The following is a 14482-nucleotide window of genomic DNA, read 5'->3' on the forward strand; positions in this document are numbered from 1 at the left end:
TGCTATTGTTTAGTATTTATAATTACCAGTGTCGCGCTTCCGTCTGTGGATTGTTTTTTGTTAAATCCTACTTCTTTAATCTTTTTAGATGGGATTTCATAAAGTGTTTTGATTATATCATTTCGCTTTCCTTTTAGCTGAACACCATCAAGTACATAAATAAAATCCTCATCATTATTTTGATGGGTATCCAAATAGGATTTATATTTCTTTGAAAAGGTGCCGAATTTTTTTTGGTATTGAGTAATAGCGGAGGATTTAGTTATAATCAAAATTACACTGTCTATCTCTTTTTCAGAATGCAATGCAGCAATTGACGGCCCTTTTATAACATCCTTTGTTAATATATCTTCGTTGTTTATTTTATCTTTTGACACGGGGATTCCGTTCACTATATAAACGACCTTATCATTTAAAGTATCATTTTTAGTTTGGGCCAGCGTGTTTTCTGACAGAAACAAGAAAAATAAAACAGTGAGCATGCATAAAATAACCTTGTCACCTGGAGCCTGTCGATGGATTTGCCCGTAAAAGCCATGCACACTATACTTCGACAAGCTCAGCACGACATTCTTTATATTTTTATTGTGTTTGAACGTGCTCATTTCAATCCCTTAATTCATCAATCTTTCCGGGATCGATCGTTTTATATTTCTTGTAAACATTTAATATGATTGCCAAAGCTACGGCTGTTGTCGCTGCTGCAAGTACGATGGCAAATAAGGCAAAAAGTTGTCCACCGTTATTGAAGCGGTCGTATTTGCCAAATGCTACCAGGTTTAATATGGCTGCATTCAGCATTAATTCAATACCGATTAATATTTGTATGGCATTTCTTTTTGTAAGGATGATGTATATGCCTGTGCAAAATAATCCGGCGCTTACCAGGAGGAAATCAGATAAAGATATCATGTTTTATTCTCCTTTCGTGATAAATGGGCAGCGCCTACTAATGCCATCATCAATAAAATAGATATCGCCTCAAATGGCAGCAAATAAGTGGTCATCAGGTTGATGCCAATATTATTCACGGTATTGTCGGTTGGGGTAAATGTGTTTTTCCCGGCAACGGCTTCTTTTACCCATTGTAAATTATTGATGTCACTTTTAAACAGGATATTGATCAGCACGATAAAAAACAATACTGCAAGCAATAGTGCAGGCAGTTTGCTTATACTGATAAAATTGCTGCTCTGTTGCTGCAAGTTGGCCAATGTCTCTTTGCCGGACAGCATAAAGGCAAACAGGATCAGTACTAAAATCCCCCCTACGTAAATTACGATCTGGGTAATGGCAATGAAATCAGCCAAAGCCAGTACATACAAACCGGCCAAAGTTAACAGCGTCACAAAAAACATAAAAACACTGCGCACCAGGTTTTTGCTGGCTGCCACAAATACTGCCGAAGCAAGCGTCATAAATCCCATCAGGTAAAACAATGCCTTTAAGGTCATGCTCCGCCCTCCTTTTTTTGCATAGCGGCTAACTTGGCAGCCTGGCGCTCGGCTAATTGTTTATCGAGCAAAGCGCGTTTTTCCGCAGCATCTTCAGGTGTCATATCCGAGAATTCATAGGTAAGGTCTTTTATCTCGAATACACTTTTATCATATTGGTTGGTCATGATGATGCACTCCGTTGGGCATACAATGGTACACAAACCACAGTACATACACTTGGCCATATCAATATCAAACTTAGCGGCATAAAGCCGTTTAGTTGTCCCATCAGACGTTTGACCGATGGCTTCCGTCGCTTTTATAGCCTCAATATCAATACAATCAACCGGGCATATTTTGGCGCAAAGATCACAAACTATGCAGTCATCAATCTCTACCTCTAACTGGTAACGGCCTACTTCCGGAATAGGCAACTCCTGCTTAGGATATTGTATGGTGTTTGTCCCTTCCAGGTTTTTAAAGTAGTTATCGTTACTTACCGGCGTTATTTTCCTTTTAGAATTCGACGCAAAAAGGTGCCCGATGGTAAGGGTTAAACCTTTCCATGCAGTAGTAAGTCCGTTTATTGCGTTTTTTATCACTGATTATATAAATTCTAAACTCTAAATCCTAAACACTAATCTCTGTCTGAACTACTGATCTTTTATACTATTATTTTAAATCCGAAATCGAACATCCGAAATCCGAAATAAAACCTCACATCCCCCACAACCGCCACACTCCTGATATCAGCATACATAAAAATGCTAACGGGGTTAATACTTTCCAACATAGGTTCATTAATTGATCTACCCTTAATCTTGGTAAAGTCCAGCGTATCCACATTTGAACGCCTACCAATGCTAACACTTTAACCACCGTCCATATTATACCCCAGGCTGTGCCTGTTGTCCAGTCGGCTAACCGGACTGAACCTATATTGGGCAATGGTGTGTTCCATGCACCCAAAAACAATATCACCCCAACCATTGATACCAGGAACATCATGGAATACTCAGCCAAGAAAACGAAGGCAAACCGCATGCCGGTAAATTCGGTATGAAAGCCTGCAACCAGTTCTGATTCAGCCTCGGGTATATCAAAAGGTGCCCGGTTACTTTCTGCTAATGACGCGATAAAATAGATCACAAAAGCAATAATTAAATGCGGTGCCCTGAAAATATTCCAGGCCAGTATACCTCCATTATGCGATACATCCCATATACCTAAAAAGCTTGCCTTTTCTGTTGATAGTATCCCCTGCTGAGCCGAAATAGTTTGCAAATTTAACGATTGCGCGATCATCACTACTGAAATAATAGCAAAACCGGCAGGTATCTCGTAAGATATGATCTGCGCAGCAGACCGCATTGCACCTAATATAGAGAACTTATTATTTGATCCCCAACCCGCCATTAGAATACCCAGAGTTTCTATTGAAAGGATCGCAAAAATATAATACAAACCCAAATTAAGATTGGATGGTGCTATGCCCGGTGCCCAGGGTATTGCTGCAAAACCCATATACACCGCAATAAAAATAATTGCCGGGGCAAGCATAAAAAGCAACTTATCTGCAGCCGCAGGTATGATCAGCTCCTTAATCAGCAGTTTTAGCATATCGGCAAAAGTCTGAAGCAAGCCAAACTTTCCGGTCTCAGTTGGGCCAAGCCGATCCTGTATAAATGCCGACACTTTACGCTCAGCATACACACCAAATAGTGCAAAGAAGCCTGAAAAAGCAAACAGGCCAACAGCGATGATGAAATATTTAATGTAAAAGTTCAAGGATCAGTTTGCTTTAACTGCAAACTTAACAAATGCCCGGAAATATTTAATTAATACTGTCTAATAAATCAGATTAAGTTTATAGACAATGTATAATAATATTACTCCGAATTACTTTAGAGGGATATATTTTGACCTCACCTGTTCGCCAAAAAAGATCGAAGCATGATGATCAAAATCTGCAGTATCATCTGATGTAGTGAAGAATTGTTGGGTACCGCCCCTGGTAAATTTATGTTCCATTTCAGGATGGCGTTCCAGGTAATCTTTCAAACTTTTTGCAACGATATCGCCTTGCGGTACAACTTTAATATGAGCAGGAAGATAAGCACTGATCTTTTCCTGTAATAAAGGATAATGTGTACAGGCCAACAATATCGTATCGATCTGATCGGACTGGGCTAACACCTGGTCAAGATATTTTTTCACAAAATAATCTGCTCCGGGCTGGTTAGACTCGCCATTCTCAATAAGCGGTACCCAAAGCGGACAAGCCTGTTGATGAACTTTTACATCCGGGAAAAAGTTATTGATCTCGATAAGGTATGACTCTGATTGAACGGTACCTTTTGTTCCCAGCACGCCTATCTGTTTTGTTTGGGTATAATTTCCTATCACTTCTGCTGTAGGGCGGATAACTCCAAGTACCCTTTTTGAAGGATCTTCATTTTTAAGATCCTGTTGCTGAATTGTCCTGAGGGCTTTTGACGATGCTGTATTACAGGCCAGGATTACCAAGGGACATCCCATTTCAAAAAGCAGCTGTACACACTCCCATGTATACTCATGAATAGTTTTAAATGACCGGTTGCCATAAGGCGCCCTTGCATTATCACCTAAATAAATATAATCATAACCGGGAAGCTGATCGGCAATTGACCTGAAAACGGTTAACCCGCCATAGCCCGAATCGAAAATACCTATAGGTTGTTTATTTAACACTTTGTAAAAATAAAAAAAGCGCCCGTAATCAGGACGCTTTTAAATATGAATCTATTATCGATTTCTTATTTTAATCCCAGTTTGACTTTAGCTTCAGCCATCAGGTCATCACCTGTAGGTGATACAACCAGGTCAGTTTGTGATGAATTGATCACATAAGTATAACCTTTTTCTTTAGCTACCTGTGCTACTGCAGCACGTGCTTTCTCGATAATAGGTTTACCTAATTCATTTCTTTTGGCTTCAACTTGCTGCTGAGCAGTAGTCTGATAATCCTGGAAACGTTTTTGAAGATCCGCTAATTCACCTTCTTTGGATGTACGAATAGCATCTGTCATAGTTGAACGTTGTGCCTGGTAAGCCTGGCCTTTTGACTGCAATTCGTTATTCATTGTAGTTAACTGATCAATGAATTGTTTGTTATATGCCGTAATACTGGCTATAGCAGTTTTAGTCTCTGGCATCTGATCAACCAATTGGTCTAATGCGATGTAACCAATTTTGGTTTGAGCTTTAGCCATATTTCCCGCAAATACGATACATGCCACAACTAAAGCAACTTTAAATACTTTTTTCATTTTTTCTTTTTGTGTTTAATAATAGTTCAATTTTATTTTTAAGCTTTTCAAATATATTATTTGTTTTCAATGATTATGAGACTATTATGAGCGCTCTTTCATTTTTGCTAATCAGCGTAGGCTCACAATAGCTTTACCTGGCAAATACCCCGGGTTTAAGGCCAAGTTTTGTTATTACATCCGCACTTTTATCATATCGCGGGTTAGCATATAGCATAATCACCTCACTGTTTTTGTCAAATATCATGTCAAGATCATCGCTTTCGGCAACTGATTGTATTGCCTTGGTAAGCCGTTCCTGTATGGGTTTTATCAAAGACGTGCTCTTTTTTGAAAGTTCGCCATCCGGACCAAATTTCTGACGTTGAAAGTCCTTAACACCTTTTTCCTTATCGGAAATTTCAACTTCCCTGCGTTTCTTCATATCCGCTGTCATTAAAACCTGGTCAGCCTCATATGATTTATACAATCGTTCAAGCTCCTGAGACTTACCGTCCACTTCTTTCTGCCATTGATCTGATAACGCTGCCAACTGTTTTTGAGCAGCCGCATATTCAGGCATATGTTTTAATATATAGTCTGAATCGACAAATGCGAAACGCTGAGCAAATGTACTTGTAAACGCTGTAAACGTAAGAAACAATAATAAAATTATTTTCTTCATTCAAATTAATTAAATCCGCCGTTCAAGCTCTGTGAAATTGAAAACGAGAATTGTCCTTTATTTGCACCTGGATTGCCAGGTATCTTATCAAAGCCATAACCATAATCCAATCCGAGCAATCCAAAAATAGGTAAAAATACTCGTGCTCCAATACCTGCCGAACGCCTGATATTAAAAGGATTAAATTGATCGAAGCTATTCCAAACATTACCTCCCTCAGCAAAAGCCAACACAAATATTGTTGCCGATTGACTGGCAATAACGGGGTGACGAACCTCAAGCGTAAACTTGTCGTATATCGGACTACCCGGATTGTTATTTGCATTGTAATTTGATCCTTCCGGAACAATAGAGAAGTTTTGATAACCTCTTAAACCAATGATATCACTACCCTGTAAAAACTGGTAACTCTGCATACCATCACCGCCTAATTTAAACCTTTCAAACGGAGATGGAGGAACGATGGAATTATATTCACCCAGGTAACCAAACCTAACCTGCGACATCAAAACCAGCTTACCAACAATTTTCTGAAACCATTGTGCATCGAATTTAAACTTGTAGTATTCTACAAAATGATACTTTTCTTCCGGAGTTGCTATTTTGTAGTTGATATTATTAAATAATGAGTACGGCGGTGTTCCTTGTAACGTAAGTTTGATGTTTGACCCCTGTGTAGGGAATATCGGTGCATCAAGAGAGTTACGGGTTATTTCCTGCGTTAATTTAATATTATACGACGTTCCGTTCTGGAATATGTAACCAGGATAATTATCCAGATTATAGTGGTCAAAGTTTAATGAATAGTTTAACTGGAAATAGTTATCAGGCCAGTTTAAACGTTTACCTAATGTAACACCAATACCATTTATGCGCAAATTATTATAATTCGGATCGGTTTTAGCATAATACTGACCGGTAGAGCTTAGCTGTGTATATGCCGATAATGCAAAGAAGATAGGCTTTTTACCACCTAGCCATGGTTCTGAGAATGTAAAGGAATAGTTTTGATAGGTACGACCGCTTGATTGGCCTCTCAAACTCAATTTCTGCCCGTCGCCTTTTGGCAATGGTTTATAAGCTTTAAAGTTGAAAATATTCTTTAACGAGAAGTTATTGAATGTTAAGCCCAGCGTACCAACTATTTGTCCGCCACCAAAACCACCTGAAAGTTCGATCTGGTCTGATGGTTTTTCAACCACATTATAGATAATATCAACAGTACCATCAGCAGGATTGATATTGGTTGGCTTTGGCTCGGTTTTTTGCTCGTCAAAGTTACCTAACTGTGCTATGTCACGTGTGCTGCGAATCAGCAATTCCTTATTAAATTTCTGTCCCGGTTTTGTTCTGATCTCACGCATTACCACTTTATCGTTGGTAACATCATTACCTTTAAGAAGCACACGGTTAATGGTATACTGAGGCCCTTCATATATCCTTATATCCAGATCAACGGTGTCATTATAAATTTTTGTCTGAACGGGGTCAGCATTGTATGTCAGGTAACCACCATCCAGGTAAAGGGTAGAAACGTCGTCGTTATTAGGCGTAGGACCAGATAATCTTTTACTTAGTTCCTCTTCGCTGAAAACATCGCCCTTTTTAACACGCAGCAACTTGCTTAAAAGCGCTGTAGGGTAACGTGCATTGCCAGACCATGTGATATTTCCGAAATAGTACTTATGGCCTTCATACACCTTTATTTTAACATTTACAGTTTTCTCATCATTTTTCCAGACAGAATCACTTACTATCTGGGCATCACGATAACCTTTATCCTGCATTTGGGTAACCAGGTTTGTTTTATCCTCTTCGTACTTATCGTTCTTGAATTTTTTCGATCCGAATAGATTATACCATTTTCGCTCGCGGGTTTTTTTCAGGTATTTTTTAAGTTTCTTACTTGAGAATGCTGTGTTACCTTCAAATATGACCTTATTGATCATTACTTTCTGCTTCTTGTCAACTGCAACATCCAATATGACACTATTGGCATCTCCCGGATCTTTCCTTTGTTTAATGGTAACCGTCGTATTCAAAAAGCCTTTTTCATTAAAGTGTTTTTTTATGATAGCGGTTGTAGTACTTAGTAAGTTTTCATTTACAATTTTTGAGTTTTTATCACTCAATTTCTTTTGCAGATCTTCTATCTCACCTTTTCTTATACCTGTTATATGCATCCTCGATAAGCGCGGCCGTTCCACTACGGCAATTTCAAGGTAAATTGTATCCAGGTTGATCTTAGTGATATTTAACTGTACATCATCAAAAAGTCCCTGATCATACATTCTTTTGATCACTGCAGCGTTTTGTTCGCCGGGCAGATTGATCTTGTCGCCCTTACTAAGTTTTGATATCTGTACCAATACATCTTTATCCAGGTATTTTGTGCCGGAAACGGAAATACCGCCAATAATATAATCCTTAGGGTTTAAATAACTCAGACTATCTGCAGGTATCGATTTAGATAACGAGGGTCTGGGATTAGAAACCTGGGCAATGGCGGCAGTACTTATTACCGAGAAAAGAATAGCAAAAAGAAATTTATTCATTCGAATATTTTGTGGGCTAAAAATAATTTATACAGTTGTTAAAAAGTGTTAAAAGTAAAAATTTAGTTGAGCTGCTCGCTGATCATACCAAAACGCCGCTCACGTTTTTGATAATCAATAATGGCTTCGTAAAGGTCTTCCCTTCTGAAATCGGGCCATAGTTTAGGCGTAAAATACAATTCAGCATATGCAATTTGCCATAATAAATAATTACTTATCCGGTATTCGCCACTCGTCCTGATCAATAGTTCCGGATTAGGCATCCCACTGGTATATAAATTATTCTCAAAAGTTTCCTCATCAATATTTGCGATATCCAACTCCCCTTTCTGCACCTTGCTGGCAATATTCTTTGCGGCTTGTACAATTTCGCGCCTGGAGCTATAGCTCAAAGCTAGTGTAAGTACAATACCTGTATTGTTAGCAGTTTTATCAATCGCACCCGCAAGCTCCTTGTAACATTTTTCGGGTAGCATTTTCAGATCGCCGATAGCGTTCAAACGTACATTATTTTTCATAAAGTTGTTGATCTCTTTATGAATAGTACTGATCATAAGCTCCATTATTGCTGAAACCTCCAGTTTAGGACGGCTCCAATTTTCGGACGAAAATGTGTATAAGGTGATATATTTTACTCCTATCTCGCCGGCACCTTCAACAACATCCCTTACAGAAAGCACTCCATTGCGATGGCCAAATACTCTTAATTTGCCTTTACCTTTAGCCCAACGACCATTACCATCCATAATGATCGCAATATGCTGTGGTAATTTTAATAAATCAATCTGGTCCTTAAATCCCATTTAACCGTACTTTCAACAACTTATGCCATTTTTTTCAGGGTACAAAGGTAAAACTTACTTTGTACTTTTTTAGTATGCAGGATAAAAAGAAAATGCCCACAAAATTTCTATTTAAATATGGCTCAAAAGCTTATAAAAACACAAAATCGCCAATGTTGCTGATGAACACCGGCGATTAAACACGAGATAAGGTTGGTTTAAAAGGCCTTTTGCTGTTTAAGCATATCGATATCTTTTGGTGATATCTGTGCAACGGCATAGGATTGTATATTGGTGATATTCAATTCATCCAAAGCTGATACGAAGTTGGAATAAACAGAATGTGCACTCGGTTTCAGTACGACGATCATCGGCTTTCCAGTTTTCTCAAACACACTTTTGCTTGTATTTATAAGCGCAGTACGCAAACCTGTTTTGCTGAAGTTAACCAGTTGCGGAGATGTCAGGGGCCTTTCGGGCATGCCCATATACCAGAGTGCCTGGTTATCCTTGCCAAGACAAATAGTCATTGTGCGTGTTTCGGGGACGGGTTCATTTTCCCCCACCGGCATAGCCAGGTCCATTGCTTTGGGCTTTGCCAATGAAGTTGCCATTATAAAAAAGGTGATCAGCAAAAAAGCGAGATCGACCATGGCAGTAAGATCAATACGTGGGGCTTGTGTCCTGCGTGAATTTCTTTTGCCTGATTTTTCGGATGCATTTAACTCAGCCATGACTTTAGGATTTTAGGTTAAACAATTTATTGTTTCGTAATATACAAATAAAACGAATATAATTTGTTAATTATTGTATAAAAGAAATATTATTTGTTAAAATAGACGAAGTGACGATAATAGTATCGTACAAGGCGATTAAACTGTCCTGTTATGTCTTGTTGTACAGTTACAAGACAGCAGGACAATATAGGACACTAATGGATTTTACTTTATTTGATCAGGGAAAGGGAAATGCTAATAATAGCACTTAGAAGTTAAAAAGGTGAAGGATATACTGAAGCCCACAAACATATAGGTATCCTTTGGCCTCAGGTCTCCGCGTTGAGTGCCGGGAACACCAATATAATTACCGGTTGTTTCACCGGAACGATCGGCTAAAGCTCTTGAAAGATCACTTTTTAGATTGGCAGGATTAGCATATTTTCCTGATACATCGTCCAGATAATCTGTTGATGGATTGCGGTATCCTATATCGGCAGATAAATTCCATGCACCTGCTATATTATATTTAACCCCCACGCCATATGGAAAAGTAGCTGCGATATTAGAGTATGGCTTAGATTCGCCTTCAGTCTCCAAAGGGCGCAGATCATATTTCTGTCCCTGGTAAGTGGCTTGCGGATTATACCCTACTGCACCTATACCAAGATAGATATAAGGTGTCCACCTGTTCTCACCGACTTTGGGGATATATTTAAAGAAATTAAATTCGCCTATCAGGGCTAACTCATTCAGCTGAGTTGTAAAGCTGAGGTTACGTTCCCTTAGCTGTGGATTGGATGATGTATTATCAGCCCCGCTTATCTGCCCATAGGTATAATTAATTTTAGCTGATAAATAGCCATTAAAATTGCGCTGTACAAAAGCACCCAACGCAATACCGCTAACCTTTACAGGATTATACTGATTAAGATCGCCCATATAGGCCGAGCCACCTGCAAAGCCGCCCACTTCCCAGGTTTGAGCGTGTAAAGTAGTGGATATGAAAATGAGGAGTAAAAAACTTACAAATCTGGGCATCAATATAAATTAATAATTGCGGGCATCAAGGCCCCACAATAATTTGTTCCTTAAAGTGGATAAATAGCTTTCATTATTTAACCTGATGAGATTTAACTGAAACCCGGCTTTTTTGATATCGAACTTCATTGTCTTATCAATAATTGCCGTTCTTGAGTCGCATGATACCAGGTAATTGGCACTGCGGCACTCTACCTCAAATGAGAGTACGCTGTTGTCCGGTAATACGATAGGACGTACATTAAGGTTATGGGGAGATATTGGTGTAACGGCGATACTGTTAGATTGTGGAAACAAAATAGGTCCTCCGCAGCTTAACGAGTAGGCTGTTGAACCTGTTGAAGTAGAGATAATAATACCATCGCCCCAATAAGAGTTTAGAAACCCGTCATTCAGAAAGGCATGCATGGTGATCATGGCTGCATCATCACGTTTATGAATGGTAATATCATTCAATGCAAAGTTGTCATTGCCAAATATCTTTTCTTCGGAGTCTATTTCTAATAATTCCCTGCTATCTAAAGTAAACTCTTTGTGTACTACTGCATATATCGCTGCGGATATATCATTCTTATTGACACTTGCCAGGAAACCCAAACGACCAAAGTTGATACCAATAACCGGTGTGCCTGAGTCGCATATCAGGGTTACTATATCCAGCATGGTACCATCACCACCAAGTGTGATCAGCACATCAACAGACTTGCGCAGGAAATTGTTATCCTTTAAAATTTCATATTTTACACCTTTGATCTTGCCGTCCAGGTGATCATGAAGCTGTTTATGCACGTAGATGTCAACCTTATGCTGGGCCAGTACGTCAAATACCTCCTGTATATAAGGTATTACACCCGGATCATTAAATGGCCTGCCGTAGATTGCTATTTTCATACTTTTTTATGAAGTCCATAGCTGATAGCCCATGGTCCATAGTTTAGATTTTTATATTTTCCCATGGTCTATGGACTATTGACCATGGACCTGTATTAATTTACAAATTAAGGTAATTCATCAATGAGTCGTAGCGATCTTTTGAGTTATCATTATCATCGCTGTGATTGAAAGTAGCTTTTATATCGTATTCGTAACGCAAAAATGTAGCGGTAATAGCCGAAATATCCAGTTTGTTTACTTTAAGAGTAACTTCCATCCGGGTTGAATCGGGAAAAGTGCGAACGTATGAACTCAATATTTGTGCATTGTCTGATTCTACAATTTGCGCCATGTGGGCCAGAGAATTATTTTTATTGGTGATCTCAAGTACAATGATACCTCCAGGCTCTGTTACAGATGTGAGCTTGGCAAAGTATTCATTCATGTTATTGATAGAGATGAGGCCCAGGTAATTCTGTTTGGTATCCAGCACAGGTACAACGGTTAGCTGTTGCTCATAAAACAGGCGGATCACATCATAAATATGCTGGTCTTCGCGTACGTACGGATTTACAAGGGATAATGCCAGCGAACCTATAGGTACCTGGTAATCGGTTTCTCCTACAAGGTCGGTATCGGCTATAAGGCCCAGAAACTGCTCTTCATTTACAATCGGCAGGTGCTTCAACCTGAATTCCGCAAGGCGGTCCATTACCTTCTGTATGGTATCAGAAGTGTGAACCGGTGGAATCGTGTCGGCAATCAGCTCAACTGCAAGCATATGGTTATACCTTTACTTTTACTTTATGTTTCTCTATAAACGCTCTCAAAAGCCTGTTAAACTCTTCCGGATGTTCCATCATAGGCGCGTGCCCGCAATGGTCTATCCAGTATAACTCCGAAATCGGCAATAGCTGATTAAACTCTATTGCTACCTCCGGAGGTGTAATTTTATCATTTCTACCCCATATTAACGCTACCGGGATATGTATCTTATGCAGATCCTTTGACATGTTATGGCGTATGGCCGATTTTGCCATTGCTAATATCCTTATTACGCGATTACGGTCGTTAATTGTTTTAAAAACATCGTCAACCAGTTCTTTTGTTGCAACATTAGGATCATAAAATGTGTATTCAACCTTTTCTTTTACAAAATCGTAACTCTCACGGCGTGGAAATGATCCACCAAAAGCATTCTCATATAATCCTGAACTGCCTGTAAGTATCAGCGATTTTACAACCTGCGGATGATTGATACAATAGATCAACCCAACATGCCCGCCCAAAGAGTTGCCTAATAGGATTACGTTAGAAAGTCCCAAATGGTTTACAAACCTGTGCACATGTTTAGCCAGTGTTTTTACACCGGTGGTAAGCAGCGGCAGATCATATATCGGCAAAATGGGTATAATAACACGGTACTCTTTACTAAATTCCTCTATAACAGCATCCCAGTTACTTAATGCCCCCATCAGGCCGTGCAATAATAAAAGTACTTCACCTTCGCCCTCATCGATGTAACTATAGCCATGTTCCTCTTTAAGCACGAAATCCATAAAAGTTGTAAAAATTAAGTATTAATCAATGTTCCCAAATCCTAATCCAGGATCAATATTAGTTTATCCGCTATAAAAATAGTTTATTGAAATTGAGTTGCAACAATTATAGCCATTATTTATCCTAATAATTGCTTTACAAGCTCAGATATTGTTTTTCCATCGGCTTTGCCTGCAAGTTCCTTATTAGCTGCACCCATTATCTTGCCCATATCTTTTACAGACGTAGCTCCTACCCTGCCGATGAGATCCTTCAAATAAGCTTCAACTTCTGCGCGTTCCATTTGTTTGGGCAAAAAGCCTTCAATTACTTCCATCTCTTCCACTTCGATCTTATAAAGGTCTTCGCGGTTTTGGGTCTTATAGATGTCTGCTGATTCTTTACGTTGTTTGATCAGTCTTTGCAACACTTTAATTTCTGTTTCCTGCGAAATATCTTCCGAAGCACCTTTTTCTGTGCGTGCAAGCAGTAATGCAGATTTTATGGCACGAAGGCCCCTCAGCCTTGCTTCCTGTTTGGCCAGCATGGCTTGTTTTATATCCTGATCTATCTGTGTTATAAGTGACATCCTGTTTAATTATTGAATTACTGAATTATTGATTAGCCTGAATACCGGATTTGAATTTAGTATTTTTTCTATCATAAAATATCTAATAACTCATTATTGAATTATTTCGAATATCGGATTTTCAAACTTGAATTTCTCCTTTTATATTTTTTTTACAAATTAATTGCACATCGTCTTATTTTCTGAAGATGTTTGTGGCCGTGGCTTGTGCGGTTGGCATTACTATTAATTCGTTAATATTTACGTGTGCCGGCCGAGATACGGCAAACCATATCGTTTCTGCAATATCTTTTGCTACCAGGGGTTCAAAGCCGTCATAAACTTTTTTAGCCCTTGTTTTATCTCCCTTAAAACGCACTTCCGAAAATTCTGTTTCTACCGCTCCGGGATGCACTGCTGTTACTTTTATACCGTAAGGCAAAAGGTCTATGCGCATACCTTTGTTTAAAGCATCAACGGCATGTTTGCTTGCACAGTATACATTACCGTTTGGATACACTTCCTTACCTGCTATAGATCCTAAGTTGACGATATGCCCAAACCCATTGCTGATCATCCAGTTGGATACTACTTTGGTTACATAAAGCAAGCCTTTTACATTGGTATCTATCATGGTTTCCCAATCATCATAGCTGCCGTTTTGGATGGGGTCAAGTCCCTGGCTAAGGCCGGCATTGTTTACCAGCACATTTACTTTTTTCCATTCGTCAGGCAGGGCTTCCAGGTTACTGATCACTTCCTCGCGGTCACGTACATCAAAGGTTAACAGCTTTGAATCAACATTATATTCTTTTTTTAATTGCGTTGATAATTTTTCGAGACGGTCTGTCCTGCGACCTGTTAGTATGAGGTCATATCGCTCTCGGGCAAATACATGTGCACAGGCTTCACCGATCCCTGCGGTGGCGCCTGTTATTAAGGCGATCTTTGACATAGGTAAATAAATCGTCATCGAAATTAGGTATTTATTTTTAGAAAG

Annotated in this window: 17 protein-coding genes; all 17 read right to left on the minus strand. The window is 39.1% G+C overall.

Annotation, left to right across the window (positions count from 1 at the left end; genetic code table 11):
* Positions 1-2 precede the first annotated feature (2 nt).
* The 17 genes from ACPPVU_RS19775 to ACPPVU_RS19855 all read right to left on the minus strand — a co-directional run bounded on the left by ACPPVU_RS19775 (position 3) and on the right by ACPPVU_RS19855 (position 14437).
* Complete coding sequence (locus ACPPVU_RS19775; RefSeq protein WP_426668415.1) at positions 3-605, minus strand: hypothetical protein; 603 nt, start codon at positions 603-605, stop codon at positions 3-5.
* A gap of 1 nt (position 606) precedes the next feature.
* Positions 607-912: an NADH-quinone oxidoreductase subunit NuoK gene (gene nuoK, locus ACPPVU_RS19780; protein ID WP_426668416.1), complete on the minus strand. Its 306-nt coding sequence runs from the start codon at positions 910-912 to the stop codon at positions 607-609.
* Positions 909-1454 carry an NADH-quinone oxidoreductase subunit J family protein gene (locus ACPPVU_RS19785; RefSeq protein WP_426668417.1) on the minus strand — a complete coding sequence of 182 codons (546 nt, stop codon included), beginning with the start codon at positions 1452-1454 and terminating at the stop codon, positions 909-911. The genes nuoK and ACPPVU_RS19785 overlap by 4 nt, the downstream gene beginning before the upstream one ends.
* The gene (locus ACPPVU_RS19790) at positions 1451-2038 is read right to left on the minus strand and encodes a 4Fe-4S binding protein (RefSeq protein ID WP_426668419.1); all 588 of its coding nucleotides are present in this window, start codon (positions 2036-2038) and stop codon (positions 1451-1453) included. Before ACPPVU_RS19790 ends, ACPPVU_RS19785 begins: the two co-directional genes overlap by 4 nt.
* Before the next feature lie 115 nt (positions 2039-2153).
* Entirely contained in the window at positions 2154-3224 is a 1071-nt protein-coding gene (gene nuoH / locus ACPPVU_RS19795; RefSeq protein WP_426668420.1) for an NADH-quinone oxidoreductase subunit NuoH, read from the minus strand.
* A 111-nt stretch (positions 3225-3335) separates the two neighbouring features.
* On the minus strand, positions 3336-4166 hold the full coding sequence (gene murI / locus ACPPVU_RS19800) for a glutamate racemase (protein WP_426668421.1): 831 nt from the start codon (positions 4164-4166) through the stop codon (positions 3336-3338).
* A 65-nt stretch (positions 4167-4231) separates the two neighbouring features.
* Entirely contained in the window at positions 4232-4744 is a 513-nt protein-coding gene (locus ACPPVU_RS19805) for an OmpH family outer membrane protein (protein ID WP_426668422.1), read from the minus strand.
* A gap of 133 nt (positions 4745-4877) precedes the next feature.
* Positions 4878-5408 carry an OmpH family outer membrane protein gene (locus ACPPVU_RS19810; protein WP_426668423.1) on the minus strand — a complete coding sequence of 177 codons (531 nt, stop codon included), beginning with the start codon at positions 5406-5408 and terminating at the stop codon, positions 4878-4880.
* Between the two features lie 5 nt (positions 5409-5413).
* Entirely contained in the window at positions 5414-7963 is a 2550-nt protein-coding gene (bamA, locus tag ACPPVU_RS19815) for an outer membrane protein assembly factor BamA (protein ID WP_426668424.1), read from the minus strand.
* A gap of 62 nt (positions 7964-8025) precedes the next feature.
* Positions 8026-8766, minus strand: coding sequence for an isoprenyl transferase (locus ACPPVU_RS19820; protein WP_426668425.1), 741 nt, complete (start codon positions 8764-8766; stop codon positions 8026-8028).
* A gap of 197 nt (positions 8767-8963) precedes the next feature.
* Positions 8964-9479, minus strand: a complete 516-nt coding sequence (locus tag ACPPVU_RS19825) for an ExbD/TolR family protein (protein ID WP_426668426.1) — start codon at positions 9477-9479, stop codon at positions 8964-8966.
* 237 nt (positions 9480-9716) lie between these two features.
* Positions 9717-10502, minus strand: coding sequence for a DUF6089 family protein (locus ACPPVU_RS19830; protein WP_426668428.1), 786 nt, complete (start codon positions 10500-10502; stop codon positions 9717-9719).
* A 9-nt stretch (positions 10503-10511) separates the two neighbouring features.
* Positions 10512-11393 (minus strand): NAD kinase, encoded by an 882-nt coding sequence (locus ACPPVU_RS19835; protein ID WP_426668429.1) that lies wholly within the window; start codon positions 11391-11393, stop codon positions 10512-10514.
* Positions 11394-11493: 100 nt separating this feature from the next.
* Positions 11494-12156, minus strand: a complete 663-nt coding sequence (locus ACPPVU_RS19840; protein ID WP_426668430.1) for a CBS domain-containing protein — start codon at positions 12154-12156, stop codon at positions 11494-11496.
* Positions 12157-12160: 4 nt separating this feature from the next.
* Positions 12161-12934, minus strand: coding sequence for an alpha/beta fold hydrolase (locus ACPPVU_RS19845; protein ID WP_426668431.1), 774 nt, complete (start codon positions 12932-12934; stop codon positions 12161-12163).
* A 119-nt stretch (positions 12935-13053) separates the two neighbouring features.
* Positions 13054-13503, minus strand: a complete 450-nt coding sequence (locus tag ACPPVU_RS19850; protein WP_426668432.1) for a GatB/YqeY domain-containing protein — start codon at positions 13501-13503, stop codon at positions 13054-13056.
* Between the two features lie 175 nt (positions 13504-13678).
* The gene (locus tag ACPPVU_RS19855) at positions 13679-14437 is read right to left on the minus strand and encodes an SDR family oxidoreductase (RefSeq protein ID WP_426668433.1); all 759 of its coding nucleotides are present in this window, start codon (positions 14435-14437) and stop codon (positions 13679-13681) included.
* Positions 14438-14482 lie beyond the last annotated feature (45 nt).

The sequence above is a fragment of the Mucilaginibacter sp. McL0603 genome (genome assembly GCF_049992945.1).
In the GTDB taxonomy this organism is placed as follows: Bacteria; Bacteroidota; Bacteroidia; order Sphingobacteriales; family Sphingobacteriaceae; genus Mucilaginibacter.